This is a genomic window from Leptolyngbya sp. FACHB-671, assembly GCF_014695745.1.
Classification (GTDB): Bacteria; Cyanobacteriota; Cyanobacteriia; order Elainellales; family Elainellaceae; genus JAAUTN01.
Window position 1 is genome coordinate 62,079 of sequence record NZ_JACJOV010000127.1, and the last position, 19,142, is coordinate 81,220.

The window sequence follows — 19,142 nt, forward strand, 5'->3', positions numbered from 1 at the left end:
ACCCTTTGTGTTTAGCACTACATAGAGGCGAGGCATTTTGTCTCTGTGAGGAATACCCATTGGGTTTCCTTGAGACAGATGGCAAAGTTTTGTGTCGTAGACTAAACCTTTAAAAGAGGCGCATTTACAAGTCTCTTAAAGCATTTTATGAAGGCATGGTTACGTCAAAGAAAGTCTCTACTGTTGGTTTTGCTTGGAGTACTAGTTGCGATACTCGTAGCGACAAGTGCGCTACCGCTAAAGGAATGGTCAGTTGGGCTAAATGAGTGGCTGCGATCGCTCGGCTGGTGGGCAATTCCCGCATTTATTGTGATTTACGTGCTGGTAAGTGTTGCAGGCTTGCCCAACATTGCGTTGATTTTAGTTGCAGGAACCGTTTTTGGTTTAGTCGTAGGCATTGCGTCTGCGTCCGTTGCCGATACGTTGGGTGCCGTTGTTTGTTTTGGTCTGGGTCGAACAGTTGCTCGCAAACGGGTGAAGAAACTGATGCAGCGCTATCCTACCTTTGGGCAGCTTGATCAGGCGATCGCCAAAAAAGGCTGGAAAATTCTACTCCTCAGTCGCCTTTCGCCGATCATTCCCTCCAACGTGCTGAACTATGGCTTTAGCTGCACCAAAGTCAATTTCTGGCAGTACTTCTTCTTTACCTGGCTGGGAATGATTCCGGTGATCGCGCTGTATGTCTACATCGGCTATTTCGGCACATCCATCATCGGTGGCGACAATTCTCCTCGCTCCCTGATTCTCCAAGGTGGAGGGCTACTAGCAACAGCAGGGGTCGCTATCTACACCACCCGACTAGCAAAAACAGCATTGTCACAGCCAGACGAGCAGAAGGAGGGAGAGAATGAGAAGAATGAGGATAAGAAAGATGATGGATGAGGAATGACAACTTCCTGCCCTAACCCCCCGCCCCTAGTCTCTTCCACAAAGCTGGCGATCGCTCTCATCAATCGCAGGATTAGTGTTCAAGTAGTCTTTTAGCCAATCGCATCCTTGCTGTAGAAAGGTGGTTAGGTCGGTATTAGAGAGCGATCGCACCGAGTCATCTTGATTCCCCATTACGCTTTCATTAGCCCTTCTAACGCTTAGTTCCTCCTGCTCCACTTCAAGTCCTGAAGCTTGGCGGCTAGAATCCCACAATCGCACAGCGCCATCCTCTCCTGCTGTCGCAAGCTGCTTTCCGTCAGGGCTAAATCGCACGACATTTACACCGCTTTGATGTCCTATGAATTTGGCTAGTTGCTGTCCAGAGAGATCCCAGAGTTTGATTCTGCCATCTTCTCCGGCTGTCGCAAGCTGGGTTCCATCAGAGCTGAACTGAATACTCGTAACTTCAACCGGGTGAGCTTTGAATTCTCCAATCTTTTCACCAGAAATATTCCAAAGCCAGACCGTGCCATCTTCTCCTGCTGCTGCAAGTTGTGTTCCGTCTGAGTGAAAATCGACACTGCTAAACTCACTTCCATCTCCTCTAAATTCGACAAGTGGCTTTCCTGACAAATCCCAGAGCCGTATCGTGTCATCTCTCCCAGAGGAAGCAATCTGAGTACCGTCAGGGCTGAAGCTGATACTGCTGACTTCTCCTGTATGTCCTTGAAACTGTCGGGACTGACCTGAAAAGCTCCACAGTCTAACGATCCCATCTCCTCCGGCTGTAACCACTTGTCTACCACCGGGACTGAAACTGACATCAGTAAGTCCGGTTGGGTAAATTCTAAGGGCAACCAGTTGTTGCTCAGCCAGATCCCAAAGCTGTAACATTCCATTTTCTCCGGCGATCGCAAGCTGCATTCCGTCAGGGCTAAAACTAATGTTGCTGACTTCGTCTGGGTGTCCGGCAATCTCGGCTAGCTTTTCTCCTGTCAAACTCCAGATCCGGGTCACGCCATCCTCTCCGGCCGTAGCAATTTGACCCCCATTAGGATTAAAACTGATGCCATTCACCTCACCGGGATGGGCTGGAATTCGATTCTGTTCTTGAATATTTTGCAGAATGGTTTGCAGAGCCAGCACAGGACTGAGTGTTGGATATTGCTCAACAGAACGATTCTCCACCACCGACTGCAAATATCGTCCAGCTTTGATTGCTTTCAACAGACCATCTAATTGAGATGAGTCAAATTGCTCCAACGCATCGTCTGTTTCTTGCTCCAATCGGTTGACTATCTTGGTATGGAGCTGTTGTTGAAACGCCTGAACTGTGACAACTGTTGCCGCCGCTAAAGTCACTAGAGCAATGCCCATGACCAGGGTGGCAATTCGGAGTCTACGCTTTGCTGTCTCATTTGCCTGAGCAATTCGCTCACTAAAATCTTCTGCCTCTCGACTTTTGCTAATGTAGTTTTTTTGCTGCTCAGTTGGCTGAGGATCTTTATTGGCACTCTGTTGCAACCATTGCTCTGCATCTTTGAGGTTGCTGCCGCGCAATAAAAAGCTGTCGTTGCGACCTTTGTCTTCCCATTCCAAAGTGCGAACGAGAATTTGAGTGTGAGTATGCAAATGCTCCAGGTCAGTATCGATCGCCTTGATTAAAGCTTGAAAGGCAGTATCAAAGTCATCATTCTCTCGAAAAAATAACCAGTTGTGACTCGCTAACGCAGGATGCAGCAAGGCTTGATTCAATTCTTCTCGATGCACAATCGGCACTAAACGCTTGTTGTGCAGCACTGCGTGCTCAACTTCCCGCCGACAAACAGAAGAAGTAATGGAATCTGGGCTGATGATAAAGACAAAAGTATTTGCCCCTTCGATACCGCGTTTGATCTCTTGCCACCAGTCAGCAGTGAGGGGAATGTCCTGCCAATCAATCCAGGCTTCTCGTCCTGTAGCTTCTAGCGCAGCATGAAGTAATTGGGTAAAGACTTTATCCTTGCGGGAGTAAGAAATGAAGATGTCGGTCATGCTGCCCCTGCTAAAGCGAGATCTGAACACAAGATACCTGTGCTTTGAGAAAAATTGCAGAGGAGTTTACTAAATTTCTTGAGCAGATAGATGGCGTGAAAAAGGCGACCCCCTGCGGGTATCTCTCCGAGATCGCCCCTTATTCTTCTGGCTCAATGCCAGCGGCGCGTAGCTGTGCTGCCAGTCGCTCTGCCCGTTGACGTTCCTGTTCTGCCCGTTGGCGCTCCTGTTCTGCTCGTTGGCGTTCTTGCTTCAGCGCCTGTGCCAATTCTTCAGAAACTAGTAGCTTTTCACCCGTGTCTTCGCGATAAAAATTAAGTAGCTGTGCTTCAACCTGCAAGCGCAGGGCTAACGGCTCACTACGCCCATCAGTAATTGATTCATAAATCTCACCCCGGAGGCGATATCCTTGCAACTGCCCCTCAATCCATTCACCTTTGGGGTCAAACAGCCAATATTCTCGTACCCCCATCTGTTCATACAGAGTTTTCTTATGGACCTTGTCCTGCTCACGGGTGCCTTCTGATGTGATTTCAAAGATGACGGAAGGCACCTGACCTTCCTCCCAAGCTTTATAGTTATCGCGAGGTCCAGGCACTACATCGAATATCACCATGACATCAGGAGCAACGCGCAGCCGGGGAAATCCTTCAGCAAAATAAAAAAACTGGTTGCTCAACACGATGACTTGCTGACCTTCCAGATAAAGGCGCAGAGCAGTGATAATCGCAATGATTGCATCTACATGAGTTGAAGTCTCTGCCAAAGGTTCACCGTCAGAACTGGGGTAGATGATTGTGGTTGGCTCAGTCGGGATGTAGGCAGTCATAAGAATTGCCGATTCTTAGAATTAGGGCTGGTAGTTAATCATTAGTCACCGATCATTGTCGTTGACCACTGGCTATTAGTCGTTAGGTGTTGGCTTACATGAATGACTAATAGCTAAAAACCTTAATCTTATTTTGCCTTCATCAGATGTCCTATGCCTCAATCTGCCGAACAACGGTAAGAGCAGAATAGCTTACCCCTGCGGTGCCTTCACCGGGATGAGTAGAGTCTCCAACCAGCCAGAGGTGCTTGACTGGCGTACGATTGGCAAACCCAAAAGGGCCAAAGGTGGGGATGCGTTGACCAATGCCGCCGACAATGCCGCGATCGCGCCCTGTAAAGTGAGCAAAGGTGCGTGGCGTTGCCGCTTCAATGTGAACCAGGTTTTCAGGAGTGAGGTGAAAGAATTGGGATAAGCGGGCGATCGCCTCTTCCGTATACTGCTGCTTCAATGACTCATAGTTGTCGCAGTGTGACCAGATTGTTGGATCAGTGAATGAGGAAGCAATTACCGTAGCCTTGCCCTCTGGTGCACGCCCATCTCCAGGATGGCTAACCGAGACAAACAAAGAATTGTTCTCACCAATTGGTCCGTCGTAGTCGTAGAGAAACTGAAGATGTGGTGGACAGTCAGCAGGAATAGCAGACTGGTCAACACCCAGATACACTACAAATGCACCCGATGCTGAAGGCAATTTTTCTACTCGTCGCTCATAGCCTTTGGGAGCTTCTGTGCCCAATAGCTGCATCAAATTTTGCACAGTGACGTTAGCGACGATGTGGTCAGTGGTTTCTGTCCAGGTTTCGCCTGTTTTTTGATTGCGAATGGCGATCGCCTTTGCCTGCCCATTCTCTGTATAAATCTGCTCAACGATGTGACGCATCAGCAGTTTGCCGCCATCCCGCTCTAGAGATGCAACGAGGCGATCGCTCAATACCTGCATACTGCCCTGCAAATGATAAAGTCCCTGTGGCTCCTGAGAAACCCCTAGCGCAGTTGCTGCATAGAGTAGCGCCGTGTCTTCTGCATCAACTTGAGAATAAAGCTTGAGCTGAAGGTCAAGAAATGTTTTGAGACGGCGATCGCTCCCCAACCCATACCAGCGCAATACCTGACCCACCGTTGAAAAAGTATGTGGCAGAGTAAACAGCGTTCCTAGACGAACCGCCTGAACAAGCTGCCCAAAATCCCACAGGTTACGCGGCGGCAACACCGGATCGCGAGACTGAAAGGCCCAGCTATAGCGAAACAAGTCTGCCATCAGTTGCCAAAATGGTTCACTGCCTGGGAACTGCCGCTGTCGCTCAGCCTGCCAGCGATCGGGGTCACGCCAAACGCTGATCGGTTGAGTTTCTCCTGGCAAATACACTGCACAAGCCGGATCGCAAGGAGTTGCTTCTGGCAAATCAATGTCTAATTCTGCAAAGATCCGATGGTGAATTCCTCCGGGTTCTAACCCTGCAACTTGAGTCGCACCAACATCAAACGTAAACCCGCGTCGCTTAAACGTCGAAGCACACCCACCCGGCACCAGCGCCTGGTCTAGCACCAACACCTGATAACCCCGATGCGCTAATAGCGCCGCTGCGGTCAGTCCCCCAATACCCGCCCCAATCACGACTACTCGTTTAGCTTTGGAATAGGTACGACTCGACATTGGAAACCTGCCAACCATGATTTACATTCCTTAATACTCTTATCATATTTCACCCTTAGAACTTTTGCTTGATAAGGTAAGAGTAAGCAAAACCTTGGTACTGCTATTTCAATTTGAGCTTGAGTACAGCGTGAAGATAGTAGGCAGCTTGTTCAAATCTCGCTTCTCCAATTACCCAGAATTAGAGCCACTGTGTACTAGAAGAAGAGAAAGGTGAAATTAACTCAGATGACATATGACTAGGTTTACTGGCACTTAAAGCCATTTTTGGATGAGTAAGCCATAGCGTAGGGGCAGTTCGCGAACTGCCCCTACAGGGACTTGTGGTTTATCTAAGTGGAGATTGCTGTATGCTCTATTTTTCGAAAAGGCTGTGATAAAAAGGTAGTCCATCACCCAAATCAGAAATCCCGAGTTAAACCGGATTCATCAAGACTAGAGAATGTTATGACCCAAGCAATCATTGCTCCCACTAAAAAGGAAGAACCTCTGCTGTTTGAGCCACTGACTTGGAGGGAGTTCAAAGCTGTTGAGCAGTTGTTAGACCGTCCTGGCTACCGACTGTCGTTTTTAGATGGAATATTGGAGATCAGACGGATGCCAGGAGAACCGCATGAAACAATAAAAAAAAGAATTGCAGCCTTGGTAGAACTTTATCTACTGATGGCAGGATACGATTTCATCCCAACGGGGTCAATGACAATAGAAAATGAAGCGACTGCCGTTAAACGCGAAGCAGATGAGTCTTATAAACTGTCTCCCGACCGATCGCGCCCTGACTTAGTGATCGAAGTTGTGTTTACCAGTGGAGGCATTAACAAACTAGAGGCATACAAGCGGCTGAAGATTCCTGAAGTGTGGTTTTGGGAGGACGGTGTGTTACAGGTTTATCACCTGCGACCAGAAGAGGATAGGCTTCGCTATGAGAAGATTTCCAGCAGTGAGGAATTGCAAGGAATTGATCTGGATTTGTTGATACGTTGCATCGGTATGACAAATCACGTTGAAGCGGTGAAGACATTTCAGCAGTCACTTCAGAAATAGCTGAGAATTGGCGATCGCCCTCTATCTCTCGCTACACTTCAACACTCAAGACTAGTAGGGTGAAGGCAAACGAAGCTTCATAAGTTAACTTTCGGACTATAGAGAGTTAAATAGTACGAACAAATAGCTTCTAGCAAATGCGTCAACCCCATAAGAATCAAGGAAGCCAAAGTTTTTACCAGATAAACCGTTCCTTTTCAGGACTACTATCAACCCGATTGAAGCGTAGAAAGTTTTTAGCGGGTGCAGGAGTTTTACTTGGTTTAGGCACTGCTCGACAACAGGGCTGGGCAACTCCTAACTCAAATTTGATATGGCGATCGCCCTCAGAACTGGTCGCCGTTGGGTTTGAGCGATCGCCCGTTGTGATGATGAACGAAGCCCACAACGGAGCTACTAGAAACATTCGCAGCCGTGAAATTGGACGACAAATTCTACCTGTTGCTCATGCGGCAGGAGTTCGCTATCTGGCGATGGAAGCGTTAACACAATCTGTCGCAACCGAGGCAAACCAAACTCGACAGTTGCCCAGACTACCAGAAGATGAAGCAAACTACCTGACTCATCCTGAAATGAGAGCCTTTGTTCAAGCAGCTTTGAGTTTAGGTTGGACGCTAATTCCTTACGAAATTGATTTTGAGGAATATCCCTCGTCTGACACGCTTTCGCTAGAATTTACAAACTTACGGGAGAGAGTTCAGGCAGAGAATCTAGTCAACGGCTTACAAAATCTGCCCACTAGTGCCAAACTGCTGGTCTGGTGTGGCAACAGCCATCACATCAAAATCACAACTGATGAATGGACTCCAATGGGTTATCACTTTGTCCAACTCAGCGGAATTGAACACTTTGCGATTGATCAGTCAATCACAGTCAACTGGGACGACAATCCAGAACGGCTACGCCGATTAGGTGAGTTTATGCCTGATTTGGTGAAGCAGGGCGGCACGGCTGGTTTTCTAATTGAAGAAGCGCCAAGCAGCTTACCCCTCCAAGAGAGCGGCATAGATGCAGTCATTCTTTCAACGCAAAACAAACTAGAGTAACCCCGTTTCTACATAAAGCTCTAAAGCTTTACGAAGCAGGGCTTTGCCAGCGGGCACGGTCAACCGCTTGATGCCATGAGGCGAGTAGCGTATGTCGTTGGTCATCACTCATGTTGGGTTCAAATCGACGTTCGACCTGCCACTGCTGAGCAATTTCTGCTTGATCTTGCCAGTAGCCAACTGCCAGACCTGCCAGGTAAGCGGCTCCCAAAGCCGTTGTCTCAGTAATTTTGGGACGCACCACCGGAACACCTAGCACGTCTGCCTGAAACTGCATTAGCAAGTCGTTTCGGGACGCGCCGCCGTCCACCCGCAGTTCTGAAAGCTCCAGGTTAGAGTCTTGTCGCATGGCAGTGAGTACGTCTGCCGTCTGGTAGGCGATGCTTTCCAAGGCAGCACGGGCGATGTGGGCGCTGGTGGAGCCACGAGTTAGCCCGACGATGGTACCGCGAGCGTAGCTGTCCCAGTGGGGCGCACCCAGGCCCACAAAGGCAGGCACCAGGTAAACGTCGCCATTATCGGGAACACTCATTGCCAGCGATTCCACTTCTGCACTGTTGCGAATGATGCCGAGTCCATCACGCAGCCATTGCACAACGGCACCCGCAACAAAAATGCTGCCTTCTAGAGCGTAGTTGATTCGGTGGTTCAGTTTCCAGGCGATGGTGGTGAGCAGTTTGTAACGAGAGAGAACGGGTTCCTCGCCAATGTTGAGTAGCACAAAGCAGCCTGTGCCATAGGTGTTTTTAGCCATGCCGCGATCGCCACAGACCTGCCCAAAAGTCGCCGCCTGCTGGTCACCCGCGATGCCTGCGATCGCCACTCTTGCGCCCAAGATTCCTTCTGCGGTGTGTCCATATACTTCTGACGAGGAGCGAACCTCTGGCAACACCGAACGGGGAATATCTAAAATCTTTAGATATTCATCATCCCACTCACAGGTGTGAATGTTAAAGAGCAAAGTACGGCAGGCATTTGTCGCATCAGTGATGTGAAGTTCTCCATCGGTTAGTTTCCAAACTAACCAGGAGTCAATCGTGCCAAAGGCGAGTTCACCCCGTTCGGCTCTCTGTCGGGCATCAGGAACATGATCAAGCAGCCACTTTAGTTTTGTGCCACTAAAGTAGGAATCAATAATCAACCCCGCTTTTTGCTGAAAAGTTGATTCATGACCCGCTGCTTTTAGAGCGTCACAATGTTTGGCAGTACGACGATCTTGCCAAACGATCGCATTGTAAATTGGCTGTCCGGTTTTCCTATCCCAAACTAGAGTCGTTTCTCGTTGATTGGTGATGCCGATCGCCGCAATATCTTTAGCGCGAATGCCAATGTGGGCGATTGCCTCATTTGCAACTCCAAGTTGAGACGACCATATTTCATTTGCATCATGCTCGACCCAGCCCGGTTGCGGAAAAATTTGGCGAAACTCCTTCTGGGCAATGGAGAGAATATCGCCACTGGGGTTAAACACAATTGCCCGTGAACTGGTTGTGCCTTGATCAAAGGCGAGGATGTATTGGGTCATTGGTCATGGGTCACTAGTCACTGGTCATCACCTTACAATAGACCTTCTGCGTGAAGGGTAGTGCGGCAGAGCCGCGCTACCCTTCACGCTTCAAAAAGTGATTGATGGCAGTCTAATGAATGATGAACAACAAATGACGAATAATGAGTAACCAATAACAAAAATTAAGAGTCCTCGGCTTCTGCCAATGCCTCAAACTGCTTTTGACTGATGCGCCCTGATTGATAGAGTGCCTCAGTCACTTCCGACAGCGTGATTACCGAGTGGGCAGTATACCCATTACTCCGCAATCTATCCTTTACGCCGCCTTCGTGATCCAAAAACACAACGATGTCGCGGACTTCTAACCCGGCGGATTGCAGCTTTGCGGCTCCTTCCATAGCGCTGTTACCGCTGATCAAAATATCATCTACGACGACTACTGTTTCTCCAGGCTCAAAATTGCCTTCGATCAGGCGACGAGTGCCATGCGCTTTTACTTCTTTGCGAGGAAAAATCATGGGACGGTTTAGCCGCAGGGATAGCCCTGTTGCGGTTGGCAAGGAACCGTAGGGAATGCCTGCGATCCGGTCGAATTCAAGCGTTGTGAGAATATCTGCGTAAGCATTTAGAATCTGGTGAAAGATCTGTGGATTCGAGATGATCTTACGCAGATCAATGTAATAGGGAAAAGTTTCGCCCGACGCCTGAACAAATTCGCCAAACAGGATGCAGCCAATATCATAAAGCTGCAAGATGAGTTCCAGGTGGGGCTGTTGCTCCAGGGTGCAAACATCGGATACCCAGAGGTCACAGGTTGCTCCTTCACGCACAGCTTTGGCTCTGGCTAAATTAACCTGATCTCGCAGCGATCGCACCGCTGTAGACAAATCAGTCTGACCCAGCCAGTCTTGAGGGATAGGAATCAGTAACCCCTCCCCATTTACATCTAGACCTGCCGCTAGCATTTGGGAGAGATCTACCCCCTCCTGCCAGATGCTTCGTGCCAGAATTAAGCGCTCTGGGGCGATCGCCCGCACACTGCTCAAGACAGAGGGAAGTGTAGTTCCCACTTCTAATCCCAACTGTTCTGGTGTTCCCCAGTTTCTCGATTCCTTGGCAACCTGGAGGTAGAGTGGCAAACCTAGATTGGGCTGAGTTTGCACAGTTTGGATTTGTGCAGTTTGGACTTGGATAGACTCTTGCACCGCCAAAGCAGATGGATTAGACGTACAGCAAAGCAAAAACACTGCCTTGCCGGGATACACCAAAAAAGGAGCAACTAGATCTTGCCCAACATAAGGGTTGAGCGTCACAGCATCGACCCACCACTGTTCAAACAGACTACGGGCAAAGGGAGTGCTGGTGTTTAAGTCTCCATGCTTGGCATCTAAAATAACCGGAATGTGAGATGGAATTGCTTGCAAAACTCGCTGCAACAGTTCCATTCCGGGGACACCTAATGCCTGATAAAAGCCCAACGTTGGCTTGTAGGCACAGACCAATTCACTCGTTTCGGCAATGATGAACTGTAACCATTGCCATAACCCTTCAATGAGAGTATCGCCAGGGTAAGGGCTATCAGTCCAGCGATACTCTGATGTTGTGGCTCTGTTAAATTGAGCGGGCAACAGTTCTGGGTTTGGGTCAAGTCCGACGATCAGCAAACTGGAATGGTGTGCGATCGCAGACTCTAACTTATTAAAAAAATGCATGGGCAAATGCAGGGAGACTTCCCAATAGCGTAAATCACCACTGGGTAAATCACCAGGTTAAGAAGCTAGATCAGCATTTGCGGCTTCTTTGGAGAGGCTGTAGTGTCCAGTTTTACCCCGATACCACTTATTGCTTTTCAAACCGGTTGAGAGAATGTTAGCAATCCGGGTGCTAGCTTTGCTCCGCATTTCTCTTGGCGTTTCATAAACAAAGATAGAGCCAATTACTTCTGGAATGCTTACCACTCCATCTTTTTGTCCTTCCAATACAGTTAGAACGGCCTGTGTGAGAGATGAACCACCAAACTCCGATCGCATGTAATTCTGCAAATCTTGTCCTCTACGAGAACCTTTGCGAGGCGCGGCAGCCTTTGCTTGAGTTGCACGAGGGCGACGAGCTTTTTTAGTTTTTTCTGCGGGGGCTGCTCCGTTTGAACCGTTTGATTCAGAAGAAGCGACAGCAGTTTGAACAGCAGAAGTGAGCAATTCGAGATCAGGTTCAGCCTGCTTAGCAGCAGATTTTTTATTGGCAGTGTCGGAACTGTTTGCTGGAGCTGAATCTGGTGAAAAGATGTTGATCACAGATTGCAAGCTGCCACGCTTTTCACGAATCGTTTCAAGTTGAGCAAATAGTTGCGCTTCTTGAGCTGCCAGATCGGATTCAACCTCCATTAACTTAGACAGGGTTGGATCATCGACACGGTTTGTCTTCGGCATTGTTAGAGATTCCTTGATTGACTGTAGCTTTAAGACTGAAATTGGAAGGTTGAAAGTTTCATGCAGGGCTGGTTTCACAGAAAAAAAGAACCTGCAGTTACCGCACTGTTGCTTACTCTTTCAATCCTTTCTTTCTCTATTAAAGTGCGAATTGGATAATTTATCACACTTGTCACATACAAATGTATATCAATATTTGGTGATTTGTGCAAAAAAGGGAAATGTCAGTCACTTAAGTTAGCCAAAAAAGAGTGGCAGGACTGAGTATTGCTACCTTTTTTGGCTACAACTATAGAGATGATGGATTATCCAAATAGATTAAGCTGTAATTCTTTTGATAAAGCTTCGATGAAGGCAAGACCTGCAACAGAATTTCCTACACTATCCAAAGCGGGACCGTAACAGGCGATCGCCCCTTGTCCGGGTACGACTGCCAGCAGCGCTCCACTAATTCCTGACTTCATCGGCAGTCCTATCCGAATGGCAAAGCGACTGGATGCTTCGTATAAACCACAAGTCAGCATGACTGCATTCACGATCTGGCGATGGAGCGGCTTTAGCCAATCACTTTCAATCGCTAGCAGTTTACCCAAGCGCGCCAGGTCTTTCACTTGACCTGACAAACAGCAAATCTGTTCATAAGCATCAAGTGCCACTTCCAAATTTTCTAAATATCCTGCTTCTGATAGGTAACGAGCAAGGGATTGATTGACTTCTCTGCCTGCCAAACGAACTGAGGCAAGCATTTCCTCATCTAGCCACAGTTGAGCATCCGATCGCTCGTTTAACCAGTCGCACAGGTTCTGGCAGCGCTGACTTGCGTTGTCTCCAGGTAACTTTTCGGTGAGGGCGATCGCCCCACTGTTAATCATTGGGTTACGAGGGCGACCCCGATCGACAATCAGTTGCTTTAAAGAATTGAAGGGAGCATCAGAGGGTTGAACCCCAATCTGTTGAAAGACCTCCTGTTCTCCCCAGCGCTCCAACAGATAGAGCAGCAGAAATGGCTTGATCGCGCTCATCAGCGGAAAAGTCAGCGTTGTGTTGCCACAGCAGTAACTATTGCCCAGCCCAACCTCAATCTGAACGGCAAACCAGCGCGCATCGGCTTGAGCCAATTGATCAATACGCTCGATGACTCGCCCGTGAACTGCCCTCTTTTGGGCACTCTCTGCCCATCTGATCAGCTGATTTTGGGTTAATCGGGCTAGTCCTGTTGTCATGCCAGTTGTCATGATTGAGGGTTGGGCGATCGCAATATCCTGATTACACTGATTTCAATGTTCCTACCGATTGCAATGCTTTTTCCATCAAGATAGTTTGAGCGTTGCACTCAGGCTCATCCTTGGTAGGGCGGCGCTGCACATATTCACCGCTAGGCTGAAGTTCCCAAGCTTGACGGTTATCAGATAAGAAAATATCCAATAATTCCTTTAACGTTTTGGCAATCTCTGGATCATCGATTGGGGTAACGGCTTCTACGCGGCGATCGAGGTTACGAGGCATCCAGTCAGCGCTACCGATAAACGTCTCCGGCTGACCATTATTGTAAAAGTAGAAGATACGCGAGTGCTCTAAATAGCGCCCCACAACACTGATAACCCGAATATTCTCACTCATGCCTTTCACGCCTGGGCGCAGACAGCACATGCCGCGCACAACGACATCGATCTCTACCCCTGCCTGAGAGGCTTCATATAAAGCGGCAATAATTTGCGGATCGACCAGGGAATTCATCTTGGCGGTGATGCGTCCCTGATCTCCGTTGCGGCTATGTTGGGTTTCGCGGCGAATCAATTCAGTCATGCGATGACGCAAATTGACTGGAGCTACCAGTAGCTTACGATAAGCGCTCTGTCGAGAACAGCCTGTAAGGTAATTAAACAAATCAGTCAAATCTGCGCCTAACTCTTCTCGGCAGCTTAACAAACCTAGATCGGTGTAGAGTCTGGCAGTTTTGGGGTTGTAGTTGCCCGTGCCAACGTGAACATAGCGACGAATGCGCGGGGCTATGCTATTCCCTTTGGGATCGCCCTCCTGGCGCACTACCAGCACCACTTTGGTATGCGTTTTCAGCCCCACTAGCCCATACACCACATGCACGCCGGTACTTTCTAACCGCCGTGCCCAGAGAATGTTGTTCTCCTCATCAAAGCGGGCTTTTAGCTCCACCAGGGCAACTACCTGTTTACCATTTTCAGCCGCAGCAATCAGGGCTTTGACAATTGGGGAGTCTCCTGAAGTGCGGTAGAGGGTCATCTTGATCGCCAGTACGTTCGGGTCAGCCGCCGCCTGTGTGATGAATTGCTGTACCGATGCCGAAAAAGATTCATAGGGATGGTGTACCAGTAAATCGCGTTGGCGAATCACCGAGAAAAAATCTTCGTGAGCTTCCTGGCTGAGGAGGTCATCGTGGGAGGCGATCGCCGCCTGCAAGCGAGGTGGGGCAACGGGAGCCCAGGGTTTGTCCTTTAGCTCAGGCAACGGTAACCCCATGAGAGCCATCAAATCTTTTAGATTGAGCAGCCCGTCTACCTCATACACATCATTCTCAACCAAATCCATTTCTCGCATCAGTGTTCGTCGCACCCAGCCAGGCGTGGAGGTTTGGATCTCTAATCGCACCACAAATCCGCCCATTCGCCGCCTGCGGAGCCCCTGTTCGATCGCCAGCAGCAGGTCATCTGCCTCATCCTCCTGCACTGCGATATCGGCATCTCGCGTCACCCGAAACAGATAATATTCCTGGATATTCATCCCCGCAAACAAAAACTCCAGGTTGTGGGCAATCACCTGTTCTAACGGTACGCCTGCCCAAACGGTGTGCTGTCCGTTTTGCCGCTGCAACTCCTCCGGCAACACCACAAATCGCGGCAAAATATTTGGCACCTTTACTCTGGCAAAATGTTCGGTTCCCGTTTCTGGATCTTTTGCCACCACGGCTAAGTTCAAACTGAGATTAGAAATATGGGGAAACGGATGCCCCGGATCGACTGCTAGCGGCGTTAATACCGGAAAAATTCGCTCTTCAAAAAAGTGCCGCAGGTAAAGCCGCTGCTCTTGAGTCAAATCCATATAGTTCAGAATATGGATACCTTTCTCCGCTAGTTTTGGACGCAGTTCTTGCTCAAAGTGACGGTGTTGCTGAGTCACCATTGGACGCAGATGCGGACAAATCAGATCAAGCTGTTCCTGGGGAGTGAGTCCATCGGGGGTCAATTTACTGACCTGAGCTTCAATCTGTTCTTTGATTGCAGCTACCCGCACCATAAAAAACTCATCCAGGTTCGTGCTAAAAATAGCAACAAATTTGAGTCGCTCCAGTAGGGGAACGCGAGAATCTAATGCCTCATGCAGCACCCGCTTGTTAAACTCCAGCCAACTCAGTTCCCGATTCAGATAACGCTGAGATAGGTCGCTCAAGTTCACTTCTGGAGTAATATTCTTCGCGGTAGTCATAGCTCTGCCTGAGAAAAGTTATTTAGGATACTCCCAGAAATAACCCTAAAGCGAAAGTCTTCCTGCAAACATCTGACGCAATCAGCAATAGGGTGCTGGTCCTTTTTTAATCTACATGCTGCTGCAATATTGCTAGAGAATCGTGCTGGCGATCGGCAATTTTCGGAGGTAGTGGCTAGACACAAAACACAGAAGTACCCCAATCAGGGTCACTCCAAAAAATTTAAGCAACGGTGGAATTGGCAGCGGGGCAAACCCAACTTGTAGTCCAATTACAATCACGACGTGAATGAGATAAACCACGTAAGCGTTATCAGACAACCATTGTTCCCACTTGCCTTGCTTGTTGAGGTATTCACGGAACAGCACCAAGATGCCAATACACAAGCCAATGCAAATGGTGGTTTCCCAAATACTCCAAACGAGCGATCGCCCAAAAATTCAAAATCCTCAAATTCCAAGAATCTGAGGACTTTAAACTTTCGTTTCTACTTATTCAAGGAATACACGACTAACACGCAAGCTTTCCGACTATGCTTGGCACAGCTTGCGACGACGGGTTGCAAATACACTACCAATCAGGCTTAAGCCGAGGATAGTAGCAGGCTCAGGAACCGTTACCTCATCATCATCGTCACCCGGCGTTCCACCAAGCAGCTTATCGCTCCCTTCTCCTGCATTCACTTGCTGGAAGCGAGCCGCGATGTCAATTCCATCTTTGGAATTAGAGTAGGCAGCAAAAAAATCTGCTTCCAATTCTGCTGCTGTCTTTCCGGGAGTAAAGCCAGCTACCACAAAGCTAATTTGAGATGTTGCTCCTTGAGGTAACGCATCGGTGGCTTGACCACCTTCAAAGTTGTTGTTGTCAGCAATTCCAATGCTGAAGTTGCCCGCAGAGTTGCTGAAAGGAGTGAAGTTGACTTTAGTTAGGAAGGTATCAAGATACTGGTCGCCTACGAATGAACTAGCGGTCAGACCAGGCAATAGATCGAGAGCGATTCCGGTCAGCTTTGAAGTGGTTGCGCCAGCCCCAAAAATTGAGTCGCCTGTGGTGTTTTCAATCTTGAGGTCAACTTTGATTGCATTGGAGTTGCCAACTACCTCGCTAAAGTCGAAGGTCAGTAGGGCTGAAGCACCTGTTGTCTGAGGGTTAGAAGATTGGCTGCTTGAGCCAAATGAAAAGGTAAATGCTTGAGCTGGAAGTGAAGCGGAGAGAGCGATCGCCAAAGCACCTACAGTAGTAGGCAGAAATGCAGTCATTTTCATGTTTAAAGCTTTCTTTTGAAGAAGCGGCGAGAGGTTGTTCACCTGTTACTTCTTCAGTATGTAGCATTCGCTACGTGCCGCGCGGCACTTCACGCAGACTTTAGCAAAAGAGTAGCAGACTTTACCTTTCATTAAGAAATAATAGGCTTTACCTCTGTGAATTTATTGGGCAGTGCTGAAAAATAAACATTTTAGAAAACCTGGAAGCTCATGCTGTTAAAAGCTTTCGCCTGAAAAATGATGTCTCTCAAGAGAGCTAATCAATCCTAACTTCGTCTTCTCTAAGAACCGATACATCGTGTCCGTACAATCCGACTGTGTGCTCAGTATTTTTTCGGAGAATGAACTCTATGACCCAATTAATTAGATTGCTCTATCGTTTTAAGCAATTCAAAGGCAGTCTGGAGCGTGTCTATTTCTTCAACGGGCTTATCTTTACGCCAGCGCAGAATTCGCGGAAATCTAACCGAAATACCCGATTTATGACGCTTTGACTCGGTGATGCCCTCAAATCCAATCTCGAAGACCTGGATCGGCTCAACCGAGCGAACCGGACCAAACTTTTCGATTGTATGTCTGCGAATCCATTTGTCTAGCTCGTTAATTTCGTCATTGTCTAACCCTGAGTAGGCTTTGGCAAAGGAGACGAGTTCTCCGTTGTGCCAGAGGGCAAAGGTGTAGTCCGTAAACAGGTTTGCTCGTTTGCCCGTGCCTGCCTGAGCATAAATCAGGACTGCATCTAACGACATTGGATTGACTTTGTATTTCCACCAGTAGCCGCGCTTGCGCCCAACCAGGTAGGGACTGTCTTTGGCTTTGATCACTAGCCCTTCTGCCCCTTGCTGGCGCGATCGCTCTCTCAACTCCTGCAAATCCAAGAAAGACGAAAAGCTTAGTGAAGTGGAAACGGTTGTCAGACTAGTAGAAAGGGATGTTAACAGCTCAGCCAGAAGGTTTCGCCGTTCGAGCAAAGGTTTTTCTCGAATATCCTGACTGTTGTGTTCCAGCAGATCATAAGCAATAAAGTGAACTGGGTTTTCTGCCAGCAGTTTTTTGGTGACTGATTTTCGCCCCAGTCGCTTTTGCAGAGCATTAAAATTCATGGGACGGTCGCCCTCCCAGCACAAAATTTCCCCATCCACCACATGCCCATTGGGAAGTAGCTGAAACCCCTCCACCAATTCTGGAAACTGCTGAGTAATCAGATCTTCTCCGCGTGACCAGATAAATACCTCATCCGCTCGTTTAATAATCTGGGCGCGAATGCCATCCCACTTCCACTCGGCTTGCCATCTAGCGGGTTCTTCTTCCTGAAAGCGATCCTCATCTAGTGGAGAAGCTAGGAAGAAAGGATAAGGCTGACTGGGGGCAAGTTCCTCATTGTCTGTTTGAATCAGTTGACGATAGAAGTTTATCGACGGCTCAAAGTCACCCATCAGCCGATGAGCCAAGACCGATTCGGGTAAGTTGTACTCTGCTGATAATGCCTTCACCAGCAGTTTCTCAGACACGCCAACCCGAAATGCGCCCGTCAAAATTTTGTTCAAGACAAAAATTTCTGTGTCTTCCAGGGAAGCCCACCAGGACACCACTAAATCCCGCAATTTCCCCTCAGATTGAACCGTTTTAACCTGAGGAATTACCTTTTCCATCCACTCGTGTAAGGGACGATCCACTTTCTCCTGAGACTCTAGGGGGCTGTGGCGCAGCAATAGGGCGATCGTTTCTGCTGAATCTCCTACATGGGCGTAGCAATCTTCAAACAACCACTCTGGAATATCAGACATTTGCAGGAAAACATCCCTCAACACTCGGGAGGTAATCAGCCGCTTGCGAGTTTTGCCCAAAAACAGATAGATTGCCCAAACTGCATTCTCAGGAATTTCATCATAGAAATATTGCCGCAACGCTCTTACTTTTTCATTCGTCGAGGTGGTTGCGTCAACCTGCTGAAACAGTTGAGAAAACCGTTTCATTAAATATCTCCTTCCCCTTCAAACAAAGTCTTTAAGGGCTGAGCATTTAAGTCATAGGTTTCATGTAAGTAACGGGAAAGAACTTCGGACTGCCCATGAGTCACGTACACCGTTTTAGCGCCCGTTTGCAAAATCGTATTGACTAAACCTGACCAGTCCGCGTGGTCAGACAGCACAAATCCCCGTTCGTAACCCCGTCTGCGTCGGGCACCTCGAACCGCCATCCAGCCTGATGCAAAAGCGGTTTGGGGCTGCACAAAGCGTTTCATCCAGCTGGAACGGTGCGCGGAAGGAGGAGCCAACACCAGATCGCCAGTGTATTTGTGGCTGCGAGGCATCTCAGTAGTGGAAATAGTTTCTAGCATTTTCACGCCGACCTGTCTGTAGATTTCGGTCAAGACGTGAACTGCACCATGCACATATACGGGGCGATCGCTAAATTTGCACAACTCACCCAATATCCGTTGCGCTTTCCCAAAAGAGTAGCAGAACAGTAGCGAAGGTCGTTCTAAATCACTTTGCCACCACTGGTAAATCTGGCGGCAGGTTTCCTCTCCCGTATCCCATTCATAAATGGGTAAACCAAAGGTTGCTTCGGTGATAAACACATCACAGGGAATGACTTCAAACGGGGCACAAGTCGGGTCTGCACAACGCTTGTAGTCTCCTGACACAACCCAAACCTGATCGCCACATTCCACTCTAATTTGAGCTGAGCCAAGCACATGACCAGCAGAGTGAAAGGAAACCCAGGTATTCCCTATCTTTAGTTTTTCCCCATATTCAACTCCCTGAAGGTTGATCTCATCGCCCAAACGTTTCCTCAAAATCCCTTCAGAGATGTGAGTAGCGATATATTGATTTGCACCAGAGCGGGCGTGGTCAGAATGAGCATGCGTAATCAGGGCACAGTCTACCGATCGCCAGGGGTCAATATAAAACCCTCCCTGCTCACAGTACAACCCTTCTTGACGCGCAGTAATCAGTGACATGGAGCCAATGACTCTTTACTAAGACGAACAGTT

Annotated in this window: 15 protein-coding genes; 3 read left to right on the forward strand and 12 right to left on the reverse strand. The window is 48.5% G+C overall.

From position 1 onward, the window contains the following. The first annotated feature begins 147 nt into the window (after window positions 1-147). Entirely contained in the window at window positions 148-882 is a 735-nt protein-coding gene (locus H6F93_RS16960) for a TVP38/TMEM64 family protein (protein WP_190682971.1), read from the forward strand. 33 nt (window positions 883-915) lie between these two features. Here H6F93_RS16960 and H6F93_RS16965 read toward each other — a convergent pair whose 3' ends face one another. From H6F93_RS16965 to crtD, 3 genes are all read right to left on the reverse strand, one after another. Next, window positions 916-2,904, reverse strand: coding sequence for a toll/interleukin-1 receptor and WD40 repeat domain-containing protein (locus tag H6F93_RS16965; protein ID WP_190682974.1), 1,989 nt, complete (start codon window positions 2,902-2,904; stop codon window positions 916-918). Between the two features lie 139 nt (window positions 2,905-3,043). Beyond that, a complete protein-coding gene (locus tag H6F93_RS16970; protein ID WP_190682979.1) occupies window positions 3,044-3,733 on the reverse strand; it encodes a Uma2 family endonuclease in 690 nt (229 codons plus the stop codon). A gap of 151 nt (window positions 3,734-3,884) precedes the next feature. Continuing rightward, window positions 3,885-5,408, reverse strand: coding sequence for a C-3',4' desaturase CrtD (gene crtD, locus H6F93_RS16975; protein ID WP_242043499.1), 1,524 nt, complete (start codon window positions 5,406-5,408; stop codon window positions 3,885-3,887). A 429-nt stretch (window positions 5,409-5,837) separates the two neighbouring features. Between crtD and H6F93_RS16980 the strand changes: the two genes are divergently transcribed. Further along, window positions 5,838-6,434, forward strand: coding sequence for a Uma2 family endonuclease (locus H6F93_RS16980; protein WP_190682981.1), 597 nt, complete (start codon window positions 5,838-5,840; stop codon window positions 6,432-6,434). Between the two features lie 218 nt (window positions 6,435-6,652). Next, window positions 6,653-7,480, forward strand: a complete 828-nt coding sequence (locus tag H6F93_RS16985; RefSeq protein ID WP_206755739.1) for a hypothetical protein — start codon at window positions 6,653-6,655, stop codon at window positions 7,478-7,480. A 28-nt stretch (window positions 7,481-7,508) separates the two neighbouring features. On the opposite strand, the gene glpK is transcribed toward H6F93_RS16985, so the two are convergent. From glpK to H6F93_RS17030, 9 genes are all read right to left on the reverse strand, one after another. After that, the gene (gene glpK / locus H6F93_RS16990) at window positions 7,509-9,005 is read right to left on the reverse strand and encodes a glycerol kinase GlpK (RefSeq protein WP_190682988.1); all 1,497 of its coding nucleotides are present in this window, start codon (window positions 9,003-9,005) and stop codon (window positions 7,509-7,511) included. A 164-nt stretch (window positions 9,006-9,169) separates the two neighbouring features. Continuing rightward, entirely contained in the window at window positions 9,170-10,699 is a 1,530-nt protein-coding gene (locus H6F93_RS16995; protein WP_190682990.1) for a bifunctional orotidine-5'-phosphate decarboxylase/orotate phosphoribosyltransferase, read from the reverse strand. Between the two features lie 57 nt (window positions 10,700-10,756). After that, window positions 10,757-11,416: a hypothetical protein gene (locus H6F93_RS17000; RefSeq protein WP_190642144.1), complete on the reverse strand. Its 660-nt coding sequence runs from the start codon at window positions 11,414-11,416 to the stop codon at window positions 10,757-10,759. A gap of 305 nt (window positions 11,417-11,721) precedes the next feature. Continuing rightward, on the reverse strand, window positions 11,722-12,639 hold the full coding sequence (locus H6F93_RS17005; protein WP_190642145.1) for a glutaminase: 918 nt from the start codon (window positions 12,637-12,639) through the stop codon (window positions 11,722-11,724). Window positions 12,640-12,682: 43 nt separating this feature from the next. Beyond that, window positions 12,683-14,875 (reverse strand): polyphosphate kinase 1, encoded by a 2,193-nt coding sequence (ppk1, locus tag H6F93_RS17010; RefSeq protein WP_190682993.1) that lies wholly within the window; start codon window positions 14,873-14,875, stop codon window positions 12,683-12,685. Between the two features lie 132 nt (window positions 14,876-15,007). Then, window positions 15,008-15,316, reverse strand: coding sequence for an acyltransferase family protein (locus H6F93_RS17015; protein ID WP_190683677.1), 309 nt, complete (start codon window positions 15,314-15,316; stop codon window positions 15,008-15,010). 90 nt (window positions 15,317-15,406) lie between these two features. Then, complete coding sequence (locus H6F93_RS17020; protein WP_190682995.1) at window positions 15,407-16,141, reverse strand: PEP-CTERM sorting domain-containing protein; 735 nt, start codon at window positions 16,139-16,141, stop codon at window positions 15,407-15,409. 359 nt (window positions 16,142-16,500) lie between these two features. Continuing rightward, window positions 16,501-18,117, reverse strand: a complete 1,617-nt coding sequence (locus H6F93_RS17025; RefSeq protein ID WP_190682998.1) for an ATP-dependent DNA ligase — start codon at window positions 18,115-18,117, stop codon at window positions 16,501-16,503. Further along, window positions 18,117-19,109, reverse strand: a complete 993-nt coding sequence (locus H6F93_RS17030) for a ligase-associated DNA damage response exonuclease (protein WP_190683001.1) — start codon at window positions 19,107-19,109, stop codon at window positions 18,117-18,119. The genes H6F93_RS17025 and H6F93_RS17030 overlap by 1 nt, the downstream gene beginning before the upstream one ends. Window positions 19,110-19,142 lie beyond the last annotated feature (33 nt).